The 17,368-nt window shown below is 40.6% G+C and carries 17 protein-coding genes and 1 pseudogene; 12 read left to right on the top strand and 6 right to left on the bottom strand.

Annotated elements, in window-relative coordinates; translation table 11 throughout:
- Positions 1-564: pseudogene (locus tag OGY15_RS06525) on the bottom strand (transposase); the annotation flags it as partial.
- Between the two features lie 505 nt (positions 565-1,069).
- On the opposite strand from OGY15_RS06525, the gene OGY15_RS06520 reads away from it, so the two are divergent.
- The 5 genes from OGY15_RS06520 to OGY15_RS06500 all read left to right on the top strand — a co-directional run bounded on the left by OGY15_RS06520 (position 1,070) and on the right by OGY15_RS06500 (position 7,412).
- A complete protein-coding gene (locus OGY15_RS06520) occupies positions 1,070-1,465 on the top strand; it encodes an ion channel (protein ID WP_151218004.1) in 396 nt (131 codons plus the stop codon).
- A 1,485-nt stretch (positions 1,466-2,950) separates the two neighbouring features.
- The gene (ompC, locus tag OGY15_RS06515; RefSeq protein ID WP_286538845.1) at positions 2,951-4,093 is read left to right on the top strand and encodes a porin OmpC; all 1,143 of its coding nucleotides are present in this window, start codon (positions 2,951-2,953) and stop codon (positions 4,091-4,093) included.
- A gap of 514 nt (positions 4,094-4,607) precedes the next feature.
- Complete coding sequence (locus OGY15_RS06510; RefSeq protein WP_187259771.1) at positions 4,608-5,360, top strand: MipA/OmpV family protein; 753 nt, start codon at positions 4,608-4,610, stop codon at positions 5,358-5,360.
- A gap of 200 nt (positions 5,361-5,560) precedes the next feature.
- Complete coding sequence (locus OGY15_RS06505; protein ID WP_210904927.1) at positions 5,561-6,496, top strand: LysR family transcriptional regulator; 936 nt, start codon at positions 5,561-5,563, stop codon at positions 6,494-6,496.
- 223 nt (positions 6,497-6,719) lie between these two features.
- Positions 6,720-7,412, top strand: coding sequence for a hypothetical protein (locus tag OGY15_RS06500; protein ID WP_187259671.1), 693 nt, complete (start codon positions 6,720-6,722; stop codon positions 7,410-7,412).
- A 504-nt stretch (positions 7,413-7,916) separates the two neighbouring features.
- On the opposite strand, the gene OGY15_RS06495 is transcribed toward OGY15_RS06500, so the two are convergent.
- Together OGY15_RS06495 and OGY15_RS06490 are read right to left on the bottom strand one after the other, a co-directional pair.
- Positions 7,917-8,546, bottom strand: a complete 630-nt coding sequence (locus OGY15_RS06495; protein ID WP_151225212.1) for an IbrB-like domain-containing protein — start codon at positions 8,544-8,546, stop codon at positions 7,917-7,919.
- 2 nt (positions 8,547-8,548) lie between these two features.
- Complete coding sequence (locus tag OGY15_RS06490) at positions 8,549-9,769, bottom strand: phosphoadenosine phosphosulfate reductase (protein WP_286538841.1); 1,221 nt, start codon at positions 9,767-9,769, stop codon at positions 8,549-8,551.
- A gap of 362 nt (positions 9,770-10,131) precedes the next feature.
- Here OGY15_RS06490 and OGY15_RS24795 point away from each other — a divergent pair, with 362 nt between their 5' ends.
- The 4 genes from OGY15_RS24795 (at position 10,132) to OGY15_RS06480 (ending at position 11,347) form a co-directional block, all read left to right on the top strand.
- Positions 10,132-10,422 (top strand): fimbrial protein, encoded by a 291-nt coding sequence (locus tag OGY15_RS24795; protein WP_502872280.1) that lies wholly within the window; start codon positions 10,132-10,134, stop codon positions 10,420-10,422.
- A 150-nt stretch (positions 10,423-10,572) separates the two neighbouring features.
- Positions 10,573-10,788, top strand: coding sequence for a fimbria/pilus periplasmic chaperone (locus OGY15_RS24665; RefSeq protein WP_353655348.1), 216 nt, complete (start codon positions 10,573-10,575; stop codon positions 10,786-10,788).
- The gene (locus tag OGY15_RS06485; protein ID WP_210904929.1) at positions 10,715-10,966 is read left to right on the top strand and encodes a fimbria/pilus periplasmic chaperone; all 252 of its coding nucleotides are present in this window, start codon (positions 10,715-10,717) and stop codon (positions 10,964-10,966) included. Before OGY15_RS24665 ends, OGY15_RS06485 begins: the two co-directional genes overlap by 74 nt.
- 159 nt (positions 10,967-11,125) lie before the next feature.
- The gene (locus tag OGY15_RS06480) at positions 11,126-11,347 is read left to right on the top strand and encodes an HP1242/YdcH family protein (RefSeq protein ID WP_151218806.1); all 222 of its coding nucleotides are present in this window, start codon (positions 11,126-11,128) and stop codon (positions 11,345-11,347) included.
- A gap of 694 nt (positions 11,348-12,041) precedes the next feature.
- On the opposite strand, the gene OGY15_RS06475 is transcribed toward OGY15_RS06480, so the two are convergent.
- Positions 12,042-12,320, bottom strand: a complete 279-nt coding sequence (locus OGY15_RS06475) for a DUF5339 domain-containing protein (protein WP_151218808.1) — start codon at positions 12,318-12,320, stop codon at positions 12,042-12,044.
- A gap of 467 nt (positions 12,321-12,787) precedes the next feature.
- On the opposite strand from OGY15_RS06475, the gene OGY15_RS06470 reads away from it, so the two are divergent.
- The 3 genes from OGY15_RS06470 to OGY15_RS06460 all read left to right on the top strand — a co-directional run bounded on the left by OGY15_RS06470 (position 12,788) and on the right by OGY15_RS06460 (position 14,039).
- Positions 12,788-13,000 (top strand): hypothetical protein, encoded by a 213-nt coding sequence (locus OGY15_RS06470; RefSeq protein WP_286538836.1) that lies wholly within the window; start codon positions 12,788-12,790, stop codon positions 12,998-13,000.
- Positions 12,997-13,380 carry a hypothetical protein gene (locus OGY15_RS06465; RefSeq protein WP_187259666.1) on the top strand — a complete coding sequence of 128 codons (384 nt, stop codon included), beginning with the start codon at positions 12,997-12,999 and terminating at the stop codon, positions 13,378-13,380. Before OGY15_RS06470 ends, OGY15_RS06465 begins: the two co-directional genes overlap by 4 nt.
- A gap of 89 nt (positions 13,381-13,469) precedes the next feature.
- Positions 13,470-14,039 (top strand): YebB family permuted papain-like enzyme, encoded by a 570-nt coding sequence (locus OGY15_RS06460; protein WP_286538833.1) that lies wholly within the window; start codon positions 13,470-13,472, stop codon positions 14,037-14,039.
- A 209-nt stretch (positions 14,040-14,248) separates the two neighbouring features.
- Here the strand turns inward: OGY15_RS06460 and OGY15_RS06455 are convergent, their stop codons facing one another.
- Positions 14,249-15,163, bottom strand: coding sequence for a VirK/YbjX family protein (locus OGY15_RS06455; protein WP_286538831.1), 915 nt, complete (start codon positions 15,161-15,163; stop codon positions 14,249-14,251).
- A 711-nt stretch (positions 15,164-15,874) separates the two neighbouring features.
- Positions 15,875-16,789 (bottom strand): EamA family transporter RarD, encoded by a 915-nt coding sequence (gene rarD, locus OGY15_RS06450; RefSeq protein ID WP_286538829.1) that lies wholly within the window; start codon positions 16,787-16,789, stop codon positions 15,875-15,877.
- Positions 16,790-17,368 lie beyond the last annotated feature (579 nt).

The following is a 17,368-nucleotide window of genomic DNA, read 5'->3' as shown; positions in this document are numbered from 1 at the left end:
GTTCTGCCTGTCTGCGAAGCAGCGCCCATACCCGACGATAACCATACGTGGGCAGCTCTCCGATAACATGGTGTATACGGCGAAGCACATCCGTATCATCCGTGTGACGGCTGCGGCGGCCGTCCTTCCAGTCATCGGCTCGTCTGAGAATGACGTGCAACTGCGCACGCGACACCCGGAGACAACGGCTGACGAAGCTTACTCCCCATCCCCGGGCAATAAGGGCGCGTGCGCTATCCACTTTTTTGCTCGCCCATATTCAACGGCTTCTTTAAGGAGTTCATTTTCCATCGTTTTTTTGCCGAGCAGACGCTGGAGTTCTTTAATCTGCTTCATGGCGGCAGCAAGTTCAGAGGCTGGAACGACCTGTTCTCCGGCAGCCACAGCAGTAAGACTTCCCTCCTGGTATTGCTTACGCCAGAGAAATAACTGGCTGGCTGCCACACCATGTTGCCGGGCAACAAGGGAGACCGTCATTCCCGGTTCAAAGCTCTGCTGAACGATAGCGATCTTTTCCTGTGTAGTACGCCGTCTGCGTTTCTCCGGCCCTAAGACATCAATCATCTGTTCTCCAATGACTAGTCTAAAAACTAGTATTAAGACTATCACTTATTTAAGTGATATTGGTTGTCTGGAGATTCAGGGGGCCAGTCTAGCGATATCCAGAGAATACAATATCAGCGAGGGGGCGCTTTTTGTCCTTATTACAGATATATTCACTGTGTGTGAGATGGTGCTAACGCATAAGGAAAGGTGTGGGGAAGTAATCCACTAAGTGCGGGTAAAACGTTGCTTACAATTCGTGCCAGTTACACTGTATTTTATCTTACAAGCTGTAATGCTAACTTCTATGAGAAATGAAGCCAGGGTAAACATAGAAAAAACTACTGAACACAAAATCCCTGCTCTATGGAAAGCCTACCTGTATCTCAAGAGTAGACTGATGGGGTTGTCGGCCGATTTTTTACAAGATATCCAGTGTATAACACCAAAAAAATTTACATATCCTGTCAATAATTTTTCCTGGCATATCTCTTGAGTGTTTTTTTGACTACTAAGTAGGTGGGTAATGATTAAGCAATTGTATTATTTGACAGGGTTAATCTCTGTTATGGTCATGATGCATACGGCGTGGAGCAGCTTCTTACTTCAAAGAAAAACAGTGAAGTGCGTCAGGAGTTCATTTTTTATAAAAATTGAGATGTTATTTGTGATGGTGTCTGTTTTATTGATTCATTGTATGGAAGCATCCATTTTTGCAATATTTTATTATGTTAATGATGCTTTGCCAGATATGGAAACATCCATGTATTTTTCACTGGCCAGTTATGCAACTGTTGGTTACGGTGATGTACTTTTACCTGAGGGGTTCCGATTAACTGGGGCGGCTGAAGGACTTGTTGGTACATTAATGGTTAGCTGGACGGTAGCCACATTAATTAGCTACTTTGGTGATAAAAAATAATGCGATAATCAGACCTTTTGTAAAGAGCTTGGTTTTTGGATTGCTTGCGGCACCTTTTAGTTCACTTGGCTGAACGAAATTAATATGAACGTAACATCGTTTATACAGGGGGGGAGTTGAAAGGGATTTCCAATATTGACTGTGCATCAGATATGATGAAATTGTGGCAAGTGACAGCCAGAAAGGATTAAACTGGACAGCAATTACATCATTGAATCAGTGAGTTAAAAAGAAAAAAAAGCCTCAACCCAAAAAGGTTGAGGCAATAAAACTTCAAAGGAAAGTAAGAACAGTTCACCTACTCATATACGCAAAACTATATTGCCAGTGTAATGCTTATCTTGCAAATTAATTGTGTTAAATATCTTTATTAATATTCCTGGGGCGAGGGGGGATTGTAAATAACAATGAATCTACACCTCAGAGCCATTTATGGACGGACCTCATGACAATAGACATTTTATGCTCTTGTAACAAAACCTGTTCGAGAGTCTCAGGGCTTATATCATCAAGGTGACAGTGGTGTCAGACCCAGTTGTAGAACACTTCAATGTAATCGAAGATCAGAGCCCGGGTTTTATAGAACCGTTTTCAAAACCTCTGCCAGAGTATCCGCTCAGATTCGAACACACAATGACTTCACTGTCTGGTTTTCGACGCAATGTCAATTATTGGGTTAAGTTACATATTAACAGCAACAGGTGCTGTTGCGATGGATAAAACAGCTGGGGGAGCTATTGCCGGGGCTACCGTTGGCGCTGGTGCCGGTGGAATGATCGGTAAGGCAGCTCGATAGGATTAAAATCACTAATATGTAGTGAATCCCCTGAGCGGTGGGGCAAAACAATGCTCTAACGAACACGTAATAGCACTGTGGCTGACCAAAAACTCACCGGTTAATCTCGGTACCGTAACACCTGTTCATCAATGTTTCATTGTAGTGAGCCTCATTCTTTCCAGCTAATTCTGAATATAACATAGTTCGCGTTTACCTGAAAATGTGGTTGCTTTCGCAAAGTTGTCTAATGACCGCATTACGGAATTACGCTTTACGCTAATTTTTTATATTGTTGTCTGGAACATCCAAACGTATTCTCAGTTAAGTACCCTTATTAATATTCTTTTAGGCGTCTTTACAATGCTACTCTCTACCTGCCACTGATTTTTTAATTGCTTTCTGGTGCTTCTGTTTCACTTACCTAAGAAGTTAAAATTATGGGGTTTTATTATAAATCATTATAATTAATCTCAATAATAATGGTGATTAAAATTAATCCGTTTCTTGTGCGGAACTTAAAGATTAACTTGTGCTATATATATGGCGTAATGTATTGCATTAAGCGTGGCTGGGATATTATCAAATGATAGCGTACATCCAGTGTTAACGTTAGTGGAATACGAAGGAGATGTAATAACAGAGGTTGTGCACCTCGCTCAATCTCATCAATATCTAGCATGGTTTTATAAAATAAAGGATCCTAAAACATGAAAAGAAAAGCACTGGCTCTGGTTATTCCCGCATTACTGGGAATGGGGACAGCACATGCTGCAGAAGTGTACAATAAAGATGGCAACAAGCTTGATCTCTACGGTAAGGTAGATGGCCTGCATTACTTTTCTGATGACTCAAATAATGATGGAGATCAATCGTATGTTCGATTTGGTTTCAGAGGTGAGACACAGATTTCCGAACAACTGACTGGTTATGGTCAGTGGGAATACCAGATGCAGGCTAATCAAACCGAGAATGGCGGTAATGATTCATGGACTCGTGTTGCCTTTGCTGGTCTGAAATTTGGTGATTACGGTTCATTCGATTATGGCCGTAATTATGGCGTACTGTATGACATTGAAGCGTGGACCGATACATTACCTGAGTTTGGTGGTGATTCTTACTCCAAAGCCGATAACTTTATGACTCATCGTGCAAGTGGCCTGGCAACCTATCGAAATGGCAATTTCTTTGGTCTGGTTGATGGTTTGGCCTTTGCTTTACAGTACCAAGGTGCTAACGAAAATCAGTCACCTGAACAAGAAGGTACAGGTAACGGCGGTGACCGCAATATGAAGAGCTCTAACGGCGACGGCTTTGGTATCTCATCTACTTATGATATTGGCATGGGCTTCAGTGCCGGCGCGGCTTACAGTACGTCCGATCGTACCAGTGAGCAAACGAGCAAGTCTACTGCGGGCGGCGACAAAGCGGATGCGTGGACCGTTGGTGCGAAATATGATGCAAACAACATCTATTTCGCAACGATGTACTCGGAAACTCGCAACATGACGCCTTATGGTGACAGCAGTAATACCATAGCCAACAAAACGCAGAACTTTGAAGTTACCGCGCAATACCAATTCGACTTTGGTCTGCGTCCGGCGGTATCCTTCCTGATGTCTAAAGGTAAAGATCTGACTCTGCGAGGAAATGCAACAGGCCCTGCGGGAACCAGCGGCGATAAAGATCTTGTTAAATATGTTGATGTAGGCGCAACCTACTACTTCAATAAAAATATGTCTACCTACGTTGATTACAAGATCAATCTGTTGGACGAAGATGATTCATTCTACGAGAGTAATGGTATCGGTACTAATGATATTGTTGCATTAGGATTGGTTTACCAGTTCTAGTTTCCAAGAAAATTATTCATTTAAAGCAATTATCAAAAGAAGAACCAGTGGTTCTTCTTTTTTATGGTCACCCCTAAGATGGACGCCAACGTTAGAAAATACAGTTTAATTGATTTTTTGTTGGCGTGGTTAAGCATAATAGCTATGAATGTTAATAATTTTACAGCTGGAATACTCTACGTTAAGCTTGTCTTTGCCACTGTTTGCTATATATTTTGATGTTTATTTTATTTTTGCCTCAAACGTATGTTTGAGGCTTTTTTATATTCTCTAATCATATAAAAACAATGTCATTTATTTTATTTGATTCTTGGGTTGGTTATGAGTTATTTTTATGCAAAATACATTTCCAGCAATATTAAAGAGTGATGTGTTTTATTAAATGAATATAAGTTATGTATAGAATTATTAATTGTACTCATGATAATAATGAATATTAATGACTTGCAAAATGAGCATAAAAAAATATCATATAAGAATATTTGTGAAAGAAAACTATTTAATAGGTAGTAAAATGAATTTAAAAAAAAGGCACATTATATTACCATTAACATTGTTACTTACAAACTGCATCATTGTTTCTGCGCGAGCGGAACTGTCATTAGGTACCGGGATTATTGCATTAAATACTCCCTATAAGGACTATGACATGCAAACCACCCCGTTTCCTGTCATTAATTACAAAGGCGACAATTTCTGGATAAATGGACTGGGGGCGGGTTACTATCTCTTCAATGATGCCACAGATAAATTGTCGATTATTGGTTATTATGATCCTACACAATTTAAGCATGACGATAGCGATAGCCGGGAAATGCGGCGTTTACTAACACGTAAAGGAACAATGATGGCCGGGCTTTCATATGTTCACAAAACGCGTTATGGATCGTTAAGAGCTGCCTTAGCTGGCGATGTACTCGATAACAGCGATGGGATGGTTGTCGACATGGCTTGGTTGTACCGCTATGAAAATGGAGCATTCACAATTACCCCTGCAATAGGTTTCAAATGGAACAGTGATAATCAGAATGATTATTATTATGGAGTGTCAAAATACGAATCAAAACGTAGTGGAATTAACACGTATACTCCAGATGCAAGTATCAATCCTTATGCTGAATTATCAGTCAGTTATGAGTTTTTATCCAACTGGAATATATATGGTGTAGGTCGCTGGACACGTTTAAGTGATGAAATAACTGACAGTCCAATGGTGGAAGATTCTTGGGATAGTATATTGTCTATGGGCATTACATATACCTTTTGAGTATTTTTTAGCAAGCGACTTACGAGTATACTGTTTAAGATGTTCTGCACCCTTTATCATACTCATGATAAAGGGTGCATAAACCCTCCATTACCAATGATGTAAATGATACTTACATTTAGTTTTAAGAAAATATGCTGATAATAATTAATAAAATGTTATGCTTCATAACATAAATTTTCTAGTGCAAAGGGAATCATATGTTGCAAAATAATTTTTCAAAAGTAATCAGGAGTGATATCAACTTATTAGTTACTTTATATTTTTTATTGGAAAACAGGCAAGTGAGTAGAACTGCAAAACAACTATATATAGGTCAGTCTGCAGTTAGCCATCAGCTAAATCGTTTGCGTGAAATGTTTGATGATCAATTATTAGTTCGAACCGCAGCAGGGATGATGCTAACTCCCTTTGCTGAACAAATCTATCCGACACTTGGAAATGTTGTTGCTGACCTTGAGGTATTGCTAAAAAAGAAGAATAAAAATTTACATCCACATCCAATAAAGGATATCTATAGAATATGTGTGCCTGAAGATACTTATATTGAGGATGTATCTGTACTATTTTATGATTTTGCTCATGATGAAAATATTCGTGATAATGTAACCTTCGAAGTTTTTAATAGATATGATTCTTGCATTTCAGATTTAAATGAGGGGAAAATTGACTTTTTCTTTGGTTCCAGCGACAATTTATCAGGAGCTATATGCTCCAGTAAATTAATAGAAACAGAATTTTGCCTGGCAGTTAGAGCAGATCACCCTCTGGCAAATAAAACAGTTCAACTTGCAGATATAGTTAAATATCCTTGGATAGATATTCTTTTTCGAGAAAAAGCCAATTCTTATGCGAATGAACATTGGGGAGAGGCAATTAATAACATGAGGTGTGTATTAAAAACATCTTCAGCGAATGCGGCAATTACGTTGCTAAGTCATTCTGATGCAATATGTTCATTATCTGATGATATTATTAATAAGCGTGGGCTTGCCCAAGTAAAAACTAAGAATAAAATAAAAATCACAAATTATCTTTACTGGCATAAAATTATGGGTGATGACATTTTTCATCGTTATATTCGTGAGGGGTTAATTAGTAGGTATGTTTCTGAAAATATCAATGCAAGAAAATAAATAGCACACAGAACTTACCAACTATTTCTCTATTACTTCTTTGGTAGCTTCAGGCGCTACCAAAGAAGTAATTAATGCTATTGATGAAGTTAATTTATTATATTTAACTATGATGGTGGGTGTTTCACTGAGTGCAAGTGTGATAATACGAAGCATGGTGGTTGGTGGTATTTTTGTAATGAGTTACTAATTCTCTTGATGAGATGAACAGGAGAAGTATAATATGATGGGAAATATGAGATTATTATTAACGAATGATAATTCTCCAGCAGCCATAGGGGTTTGTAACATCTTAGAGAATCTACCGTCGCGTAGCATTTTGTCTAATAAACATATTTTTGTTATGACTGGTGGGCTTCCTTATACTGAAAAACAACATAAAATTATTACACAAGTCATCACAGATCCTTCCATGATAGTAATCATTATTGAGCTTAGATCTAGAGCATTATCAAACTATCATCTGCACCTTCAGCGTGATTATGTCTATTATTTGGATGGAACAATTAGTCTTCAGGCGATCACCAGTCATCTTAAAAACATTTTGAATAGTGTTGCGGATGAAGTAAAAAATAACTTTGGGGCACTGCCGGAACAATCTATTGTCGATAGAGTTACCATTGCCGAAAAAGCGTCCATTGTGGGAATGCTTTCTAATCAAAGTTGCAAATTATATGCTGAAACATATGGGCTCAGTATAAGGTCGGTCAGCGAGGACAGGCGGAACGTGATTGTAAAATTTGGTACATGTAGTCCAGCATTATTACATGCCCAACTCTGTGTGGATAGTGCCCTCGAAAATAATATTGTAAAGGCTACATTTAATGAGAAGGGTACTGCCAGTTCAATATACTATGCAAGGATATTGCAAGATCTAATTACTCTTGAAGGCATCAAAGTTCTTCGCGATCTTTAATAAAAAAACGTATATCTAAAACTATCAAAAACTGTTGTAAGTATCCCGCATAATCGTGCCATTCACATTTAGAGATCCTCCGGCATAATCGCACTTGAGATGATGCCAGAGCATAGGGTGGCAGTTTCACAAACTGGTACAACGTTGAACATAAACATAGTGGGATAAAATATATCACGCCAGAAGAACGCCATCAAAGTCTGGACGAGAAAATGCTGGCAGCCAGAAAATCGGTCTGTTAATTAGCCTGGGCGCTCATCCTGAACATTAGAGTAAGCAACTACGTCACTGGGACTACATATCAGAAGTTTATTTGAACCCTGAAAAAGAAACGTCATAACGTAATTTTATTGCATTAAGCGACAATTTCTATGACAAACGCCGTTGCTCACCGATCTCCTTCATGGTAATACGCAGTTATGCTGCTTTGACGTTAAATTAAAGAACAGTAAATTTAGCGCCGATTCAAATCTCCATTTAAACTGGCGCACATACCAGCCATCACTACTTCACGGTCCACGCCTCGCTGTACTCCTTTTCCTGGAACAATTCCGCCAGCCCGCTGATTTGCTTTAGTCTCAGCACTTCGTCAGCATCCATGCCTAACTCTTCAGAAATTCGGGCATCACCCCAGCCCAGTTTATACAGGTCCTGTACAATCGCACTCATTGCGGCTATATGATGTTTTCCTCTGGCACGATTATGACGGATGGTTGCTGCAATGCGATCGGCCGGTTTCAGGTTTCGTTCCGTTACCAGCGTAACAGGGAGATAACCATTCAGTTTTTTCCGCAGCACAGGTTTAGATTTGCCCAGAGAATAACGATGGAAGCCATCAATGATGGCATAGCCTTTAGCACACGCTGTCACAACAACAGGCTGGGTATACCCATCGGTTTCAAGGGACCGCTGAAGCAGTTTTTTTTCCGGGGGAGCCATGACATTTGGATTATAATCATTGGGATGTAGTGCCGTTGACTGAATCCAGAGCACACAGTCAACCGGTTCACCTGAAAACGGACTATGTTGATGTAGTGCTTTTTTAAAGGTGTTAAGCACTTCAATTTTTTGCTTCTCGTCAATTATATTTTCGAAAAAAGTATCAACTTCAGCCAGTAAATCTTTTAAAGACATCATTATATTATTCCCCATTGCTGACGCTTTTGTTTCATTCGCTCAAGGTAACGCTTGTAATGTCGGGGGGCGTTGGGGCTGAAAGAAAGTCGCTGGCACCAGAAATCATTTCTTATTAGTGTCTTGCATATTCTTCGCCAGGACGGAATATCTTTACAACCCAGGTCCTTTTCTTGCTCGTCAGGAATGCCGTGCGGCCAGTCGTGCTCCAGATACCACTTGAGATAAATCGCCAGCTTGTTCCGGTAATGTTCTGCTGTGTGTTCGGGCATGCTTTCCAGTAAAAAATAGGCATAACTTTCCCAGGTGTGATGTTCTGGTTTGGTGATGCTTTTATGTAGTGCAAAAAATTCCCCGCTCTGACTTCCGTAACAGGCTCCACTGTTCGCGCCAGCTACCCGGTAACACATCCGCTCCCAGGTATCAGGTTCCAGAACATGGTAAAGCCAGAGGCCTCGTCTTTGTTCAGGTCCAAAAGGTTCACACACGCGCATACTTCCAAGAGGAACTCCTGCCTGGTACATTAAATCATACAGTGAGTTATATGCTTTGTTCTCTTTGGCACAGTACGTCCATATATCACTGGCTTTCCAGTCATAAAGGGGATAGGCAGTATAATACGTACCTTCAACTGATGCTGTTGTCCACGGTTTGTCATCGGCGTAGCGCAATTTCGAGTGCGAGCTGATGGCCATCATTCGGTGCAGTGATTCATCAGCCCGTATACCCACGAGTATAATCTGGGAATAATCGCCATTCTTTTTTGTCAGCCAGCGGGAGAATGCGGGGATGAATTCCTCGAATGTCATTGCATGTTTGTAAAAGGAGAAAAAAGACTCATCCGTGATAGCACCATGTGGTGGTTTTCGAACCCACTGAGCGCCCGGTGCCCAGGCCACCCATTCGGGCTCATGCTGGGATACTCCACTGACAGTCGTCATGGGGAGTGCCACCCAGTAGAAATTATCAATAACATCAGCGTACAGATGTTTCATCTTTTCGATATGCTCAATAGTCAGAGAAAATTGCGCTTCCCAATCGATGAACAGTACCGATATTTTCCTTTTTTGTCTTCTTGCAGACTCAGCGACAAGATGCAGGAGTACTGTCGAATCTTTGCCCCCAGAAAAAGAAACACAGATATGCCTGAATGTATCAAATGTCCATGAGATGCGTTTGCGGGCAGCGGAAAGAACAGTGATTCCTTTGAAACTTTTGTTCACAAATAAACACCTGGCATTTTTGAAGATTTTAATAAAATAAATTATTACTTTTCTTATTTCAATGTTATTTGTATTCATAGAGAGCATGAATATAAATAACATTACTTCATGTCGGAGTGTGGTAGAATCACCGAGGATATAAGATTTTATTTTGTGAGTTACTCATTGTTTTATATTGATGATGACTGATTCTCTGTACGAAGAAAAAAAATATATCATCATGATGAGAATGCTATAAATAATATTTATATTATCACGCGATATTTATTGATACTTAACTCAGTACGTGTATTGAATATTTATTCTATCTTTAATGGGTTGAATAATAATGATTAATTAACAATCTAAGATTATATCCGGTTATGCGTTTAAATTTAGTTTCTTTTTTACTCTTTATTTTTGCATCTTCAGCGTCGAATATTGCGGGGGAAACTAGCGTTATCAAATTCGAGGGTAATGTCGTTGTGGATACCCGCAGCCTGGTCTCGGCGTCAAAAAATCAGTCTGTTCCTCTGGGTGATGTATCCGCAAATGCATTTACAGGCACCGGCACCACAACCAGGGACACGGCATTCTCTATCGTACTGGACGACTGTGACATAACAATTGCAAAGACGTCGACAATTTGGAAGAACTTCCTCTTTCAGGAATAAATCATGTCTGTCTCATTTTTTACTAAAAAGTGGGTGGTATCAGTATTACTGGCCGGGGGGTTCCCGGCAATGGCCTATGCAGGCGGCGGTATCGTGCTGGGCTGAACCCGTATTATCTATCCTGCCGATCAAAAAGAAGCCAGCATTTCGGTGCGTAACACGTCGGACACGTCCCGCTTTTTGGTGCAGTCCCGGGCAGAAGACCGCAACGGTAAAAAGGCTGACGATTTTATCATCACTCCACCGCTTTATGTCAGCAATCCGGGGAGTGAGAACACCCTGCGTCTGATGAATGCCGGTCCCGCTCTACCGTCTGACCGTGAAACCCTCTTTATATCTCTCGGTCAAAGCCATTCCGGCTGTTGATAAATCCGGGACTGCAGGGAAAAACGTTCTGATGCTGTCGGCCGCCACCCGTATAAAGCTGTTTGTCCGTCCGGCTGGTCTGAAACCGTCCCCGAAAGAAGCGGTGTCAAAACTGACCTTCAGCCGTAATGGCAGGCAGATCACCATCACTTATCCTGTTGCCAGTGCCTGCAGATAGCATTGCCACTGTTTTTTGCTGGTGAAAATCTGTATCGACGGAGCCTCAAACGATTTCTGTTATGTGGCAATGCTCACACATAAATATCACAGATGGCGATAGTTTGGAGATGCAGAAGAGAGCTATCTGCGATGTGTTTAACGTATCCCGGGATGTTTAATGTTTCCAGAGTATCGAGAGTTAATTACACGTTTAAAAACACAGCACCCACGTTTTCAGTCACTGTTTGAGAAGCACAACGCGCTTGATCATGAAATAGCACGACTGGAAGGTGAAGATGGACACGGGTATGGACAGGAGGTGGCAAAGCTGAAAAAAGAAAAGCTACAAACTAAAGATGCAATGTATCAGATACTCCTCGAAGTGAGTTCAAAATCCTGATAGCGAAATTTCTACTATCCTGAGGCCCCGCAATCGCGGGGCTTTTTTGATACTGAAGCGAAAATAAGATGGATTTTTTTCATTCGATTCAACTCTGACAGTTGAAGAAAAAAACGGAGGGAAATTTTTTGACTGGGGGCCTGACAGGCTCAGGAAAGAGACTGAATTTTAAAGATAAAAATTATTATAATAAATGGCAATCATTATCATTTGATGGTGAATTAATCCTGGTGACCAGTTACCGATGCTGCCACTCGACCTTTCCATTCCTCATACTGAACCCTGTTTTAAAAAGTACTCCAGGCTGACAGCTCTGCCACGAAGAGTAGCGGTAAATGAAAGAAGAGGTGGCTGTGTTGAAAAGCTGGAGACAATCACACGGAGCAGCGATGGCTGGCCGGAGGGCAGGAATTAACCGTTCCACGACGCCTGTCATTCTGGAAATGCCTGGACACTATCAATGATGTGTTTACACGCCTTTTTCTTTATATCTTTCTGAGGATAACCGTGATGTGATTTAAGTGCCTGCCGGGCTCGAGAGTGATCTTACCAGCGCGTCCCGTTTTCTTATGTGTCAAAGAGTTAAATAAACTGAAACTGTAATTATTAAGAAATATAAAAGTTTGATTAAACAGTATATTCATAAAGAATTTTAAACTAAAACCACCGTTAACAGGTGGTTTTAGTTAGGTTTTTATTTAATATTTGCGGCTTCCATTGTTTGCTTGAGCGCGTCAAGTCCTTGTTTACATGTCATTTCCTGACTTTCTGCTGGCAGGTTTTTAATCTGTGTAAAAGACTGTTCGAATTGCTGTGACAACATATCTATCTGAGTTTGCTGAGTACCCATTTCTTTCATTTTAATTAAGTATGAATCCATCTGCTTTTTATAAGATTCGCATGATTCTGAAGTGGCAGCAAGGGCACTGTTTACAAATAATAAACTCAGGGAGAGGATGATGATTTTTTTCACTGATTATTTCCTTGTTGATAAGAGTAAATCTGCAACATGTATGGGATAACGTTAGTTTGTCACCCAGAATCCAGTCTGGGTAATACTTATATGCCAAATTAATAGCAAAAAAAATATGATATGCCGCAAATTAATATTCTGTTCAAAGGTGATCAGATGAGCAGGAAAACTCCTGGTATTATTGATTTTTCATTAATCCGATATTTGAAAATTGTAAGCCGCGGTGTTTGGCGCTGCAGTACCATATTGGGCCCGGATAGCTGGACACCCTGGCGGCATTCTGCACCATGTAGCTCTCGACATTAACAAGACCTGCTGCCCATGAACTCCCGTGCTGACACTTCAATGGCATTAACATATAGCAGAGATAACCATCATTTGAATTAGTCTGATTTTTATTGACCCTCTGTCAAATCTCGTCCCAGGTCGCTACGGTATCGTTATATTTCCTTCCTGAGAATTCAGTCATGGTTTTTGTTTACGAGAAATTACTCCCCGAAGGCCGCGCCCGCAATGACTTTGGGCGTGAGCAAGTCGCTTTCCACAATCACTCACGCCTGGAAAAACCACTTCCACCGCTGCGGCTACTCCATGGTGAAGCATGCTTCAAGAGAAAATCTGATTCTGGCGCTGCCTTATATGAAATTAAAGAGAAATACAATGTTATTGAGATAAAATGATGATGGCAAGTAATAATGAAGATATTAAAGATGGTATTAAATTCAAAAAATACAATTTTTTTGATAAGCGATTTGATTGTTTTTTTGCAACTGCAATCTATTCGCAAGTAATCGGTTCAATTATTAATGAATTTTGCGATTCAATAATTTTAAAAACAATAGTTATCCCTCTGTTTTTAGTGGCTATATTTTCTGTTCTATATTCTTTCTATCTTAATAACTATCTTGAGCCAATAAGAAGGAAAATTCAAAATGTATCAAAAGGAGAGGTTGTTGCGGCAATATTTGATAATGTTGAATTTTATCTAATCACTTTTTCATTAATTGTGTATGACATTAAATCTATGTTTGACATTATTTTCTTATTCTTAAAAGGCTAATGGAGGAATATCGCCATGCTAATAGCGGGATATACAGGAAAACAGCGCTGAAACCGGTTAACGTGTTTAGAAAAAGAATGGAAAAAAACATGAAGAATAATTACCCAGCCGTTTTTGAAACGGGTGATATCGTTTTTACCTGTATCGGAGCGTCCTTGTTCCGTGAAGTGTCGACCGCCTCGCGGTGCTGGTGCAACCATGTCGGGATCATCACCGGATATCATGGTGATGATTATCAGGTGGCTGAAAGCCGTATTCCCCTCTCCGGCATCACTACTCTGTCGGCATTCATTCAGCGTTCTGCCGGACAACGTTATGCCGTGCGTCGTCTGCAGGGAGGGCTGACCGTGGAACAAAAGCTGGCAGTGATGCAGCAGGTCCCCACACGTCTGCATAAACTGTACCATACGGGGTTTGATTACGAGTGTTCCCGGCAATTTTGTTCAAAGTTCGTGTTTGATATTTACAGAGATGCGTTGGGTGTTCAGGTTGGCAGCGTGGAGACCTTTGGCCAGTTACTGAAAAATAACCCGGGAGCCGATCTGCTGTTCTGGCGGTTCTGGTTCCTGGGCGCCATTCCGTGGGACAGAAAAACGGTCACACCCGCCAGTTTATGGCAGCATCCGGGGCTTGAGGGGATTTATGACAGTCCCAGATAGTCGCTTTCTGTTCGGGCGTGTAGTAAATGAGCGTTCTTCGTTTTATTGCAACGTCCCCCTTTGATTAAGGATAGCGTTGCATAGACCCGTTGAAATCACAGCTCTCAGCGGACGTTCGTATAATTGTTGGCCGACGTGGAATGGCAGCAGCGCTTTTGATGGGACGTCGCATTCATCAGCCTGTTTCCGAGCAGAGTAACGTCATTATCTTACATCTGATTTTGCAGAAGAATCATGATTTCCTCATTTATATGGTCCAACAAGGCATACCGTCTCCGGTATTCCGCGCGTTTTTTACTGGCAAGCTCATTAAATGACTTACGCTCTACAGAAATTGGCAACTTATACCACTTACCGTATGGACGACCAGCAACTGATTCCCAAAAATCACTGTACAGGGCAACAAAGTATTTACGTTTCTTATACCGGTATCGCCATTGCCTGAAAACATGGCTCTGTTCACTGACTGCTAAAATATCAGTGATTTCACAGCAACGCATCAATGAACAAAGTGCCTCAAAAACGATCCGCTTAGGGAATAGTCCATAGCAGGCTTTAGTAGCGTCCCGAATAATGTCTGGACCAATATTTTTTGGCGCCCCCTGCAAACCGCCAATAAATGCACAATGTCCTTTTTTTGACGGGATAACCGAGAAGGACAATCGGGCCACCGGGATGTTGTTAAAACTAAGAGACAACATCAGTTCGCCTTCACGATCAAAACCGCCTGAAGAACAGTGAATATTAAAATCCTCACCATTTTTTCCGGTGAATTGAACCAATAGCACATCTTTGTCTGGTAATAAAAACGCCTGTTGGTTCATTGGTAAACTTTGGACAAAACGGTAGTGTCCGACAATGTTTTTCCTTCGATTTCGTGCCAACCCTCCTTTATACAAATAGGGACGATGAATTTTTGCTGGTAACGTAGGTTGCATCTCCAGAATCTTATCAATTGATTTAAGAGAAAGTAATTCTTGATAATATCGAACACTGGAGACTGGACTTATCATAGAGCGTAAAAGATACATGAGTCGAAATTTTTTGTTCTTCCATTTGCCATGTAACGGGTCACGTGCCAATAAAGTTTTGTTAAAAAAGCTTAGGTATGATGTATTTTTCATAAGTATTTATCATTAAGCCAGGATGTATAAATTCATTTACGTGCAAGGTGTAAATGCTGGAGTCTCTACACTGTTTTGTTAATGCGAAAAATTACTGTTAAATGAATTCATGTCTGACATGCCAGTTTTATTGATAATCATTAGGGTGCTCTCTCGTTAGCCTGTCCTGATAAAACAATTTTTTCATTCTACAGAGAGGAACATATATATTTGTTAAACAAAATGTGTTTTACAAACATATCGCTGTTCATTGAGTAAACTGGTGAGTTGAGTTGTCAACAACATAGCGAAGTAAATCATGTGCTTCAGCGAACATGGGGGGAATGCACGATTTTGAACGACAGGACAAATTTCTGAACGATGACGGCTAACTTAATTGGATGTAATCCCGCGAAATATGCCGATTTTCGTAGATTAAGTTCAAATTGAATATCTTAAATGGGGGGTGCGTCATTCCTGACTTCTTTCCGGATATAATGCCCTGTATATTTTTGGTAACTTTTTGTGCTGAAAGGTGTTCGCTTTGTATGTTTATGAAACTGGTCAGCAAAAAAATACCAGGGGAGACCTGATTCGTTGGCGTTTTATATAATCTCGATAAATGACGGGGTAATCTTGAGTAAACAAACTCGAGTTGTTTACTCATTCATATCTGAGCGCGTGTTCCAGTAAAACGAAAATGCATACTGAGTTATACACTCAGCATGTACATTACCGTAAAGTGCCTTCCGGATGATTCCTTTTAGCTCCCGGAGGATAACGTCGGTAATGATAGTAAAGACTCTCAAATATACATAGCAATAATCCAAACCATACTGCTGAAAAACACAATAACTCGGGGTAATTAATAATCTCTCTAAATATAAGTATGGCAATGAGAAATTGCAGTGATGGCTCTATATACTGTGCAAGACCTGTCACAATAAGGGATGTATGATTTAACGCTACCGCAAATAACACTAACGGGATGACTGTAACGGGAGCGGTTAATATATAAAGAAAGACAGGGATATCAGATGATGTTGTTATACTAGAGTCAGTATATATAAAAATGATAATAGCGACAGGCAGAGCCCAGAATGTTTCAAGTGTGATTGAGGTTATTGCATCGTAATGGATAAATTTACGCGCCAGTCCGTACAATGCAAAAGAAAACCCCATGATTAGCGCCAGTGAAGGGAAACTGTTCGCGGAAATAATCTGATAGGCAAGACCACATACCCCGGATATTACCGCTATAAGCTGAAATAATGATAGTTTTTCTTTAAGGAAAATACAGCCAAGGGAAATGACAATAAGTGGATTGATAAAATATCCCAGACTGGCATCAAGTACTTTATGATTTGTTAGTGCATAAATAAAAGCTGACCACGAAATTACCATTAACAAACCTGCTATCATGCAGGATATGAAGGATGTTTTATCTTTCAGTAAATCGCGAAAAAACGTTCTCTTACGAAATAACAGTCTTATTGGCAGTAATAGAGGTATAGACCAGAAAACTCTGTACATCAAAATCTCAGCAAGGGCTCCGCCGGACAGATATTGATAAAACAATGGGATCAGGCCCCATAATATAAATGCCAGAACAACAACTGCGGGTCCATTTCGCAGAAACTTTACCATTTATGTGTATCCTTGCTTGCCATACCGACATGTCCTTCTGAAGAGCATTTTTAGCCCTTCATTCTGGCTCGTACCTGCTCTTAAGAGCAAAGTTTTCTGTTACAGAACTCAATCTCATTTACAGTCAGGTTGATATAAAAAATAAGGTCAATTTTATCATAGTCGTATCGGTAAATGATGATAAAAATCAATGGGAAGACTTCCGATTTGTATCGCGGACTGATGGAGGACATTTCTGAGCAGCCACAGGTAATGCGGCCATTCTCGCTGACCCAACAGCTTGCTGATATCTCAGCACTAATCGGGAGTATTGGCGGGCCAACTGTGCAGGACTGGGCAATGGGTGATGGCTTCTGTTGCCCGCGATAAGTGGAGCAGAAACCTTGAGTGGGGCGATATCCCCGCTATCAGCGAAGAGAACATTATCAGTACCTTTAAGCCGTTGCATTGCAGCAAAGATAAAATAAAAATCCTATGCTAATTAATAATATGCACTCGTAATATGGCGGTGAGGCGGGGATTGACTCGCTTAGCTCGCCCTGCGGGCAGCCTGCTCGCTGCACTCGCAGTCTGTCCAAC

It is taken from the genome of Citrobacter sp. Cu231 (genome assembly GCF_030332265.1).
In the GTDB taxonomy this organism is placed as follows: domain Bacteria; phylum Pseudomonadota; class Gammaproteobacteria; order Enterobacterales; family Enterobacteriaceae; genus Citrobacter; species Citrobacter meridianamericanus.
This window is presented reverse-complemented; position numbering and strand designations above follow the sequence as displayed.

What these genes read in the sequence shown, in the direction of transcription:
- OGY15_RS06520 (WP_151218004.1), top strand. Translation starts at nt 1,070, where the DNA reads ATGATTAAGCAATTGTATTATTTGACAGGGTTAATCTCTGTTATGGTC.
- ompC (WP_286538845.1), top strand. Translation starts at nt 2,951, where the DNA reads ATGAAAAGAAAAGCACTGGCTCTGGTTATTCCCGCATTACTGGGAATG.
- OGY15_RS06510 (WP_187259771.1), top strand. Translation starts at nt 4,608, where the DNA reads ATGAATTTAAAAAAAAGGCACATTATATTACCATTAACATTGTTACTT.
- OGY15_RS06505 (WP_210904927.1), top strand. Translation starts at nt 5,561, where the DNA reads ATGTTGCAAAATAATTTTTCAAAAGTAATCAGGAGTGATATCAACTTA.
- OGY15_RS06500 (WP_187259671.1), top strand. Translation starts at nt 6,720, where the DNA reads ATGATGGGAAATATGAGATTATTATTAACGAATGATAATTCTCCAGCA.
- OGY15_RS06495 (WP_151225212.1), bottom strand. Translation starts at nt 8,546, where the DNA reads ATGTCTTTAAAAGATTTACTGGCTGAAGTTGATACTTTTTTCGAAAAT.
- OGY15_RS24795 (WP_502872280.1), top strand. Translation starts at nt 10,132, where the DNA reads ATGCGTTTAAATTTAGTTTCTTTTTTACTCTTTATTTTTGCATCTTCA.
- OGY15_RS06485 (WP_210904929.1), top strand. Translation starts at nt 10,715, where the DNA reads ATGCCGGTCCCGCTCTACCGTCTGACCGTGAAACCCTCTTTATATCTC.
- OGY15_RS06480 (WP_151218806.1), top strand. Translation starts at nt 11,126, where the DNA reads ATGTTTCCAGAGTATCGAGAGTTAATTACACGTTTAAAAACACAGCAC.
- OGY15_RS06470 (WP_286538836.1), top strand. Translation starts at nt 12,788, where the DNA reads ATGGTTTTTGTTTACGAGAAATTACTCCCCGAAGGCCGCGCCCGCAAT.
- OGY15_RS06465 (WP_187259666.1), top strand. Translation starts at nt 12,997, where the DNA reads ATGATGATGGCAAGTAATAATGAAGATATTAAAGATGGTATTAAATTC.
- OGY15_RS06460 (WP_286538833.1), top strand. Translation starts at nt 13,470, where the DNA reads ATGAAGAATAATTACCCAGCCGTTTTTGAAACGGGTGATATCGTTTTT.
- OGY15_RS06455 (WP_286538831.1), bottom strand. Translation starts at nt 15,163, where the DNA reads ATGAAAAATACATCATACCTAAGCTTTTTTAACAAAACTTTATTGGCA.
- rarD (WP_286538829.1), bottom strand. Translation starts at nt 16,789, where the DNA reads ATGGTAAAGTTTCTGCGAAATGGACCCGCAGTTGTTGTTCTGGCATTT.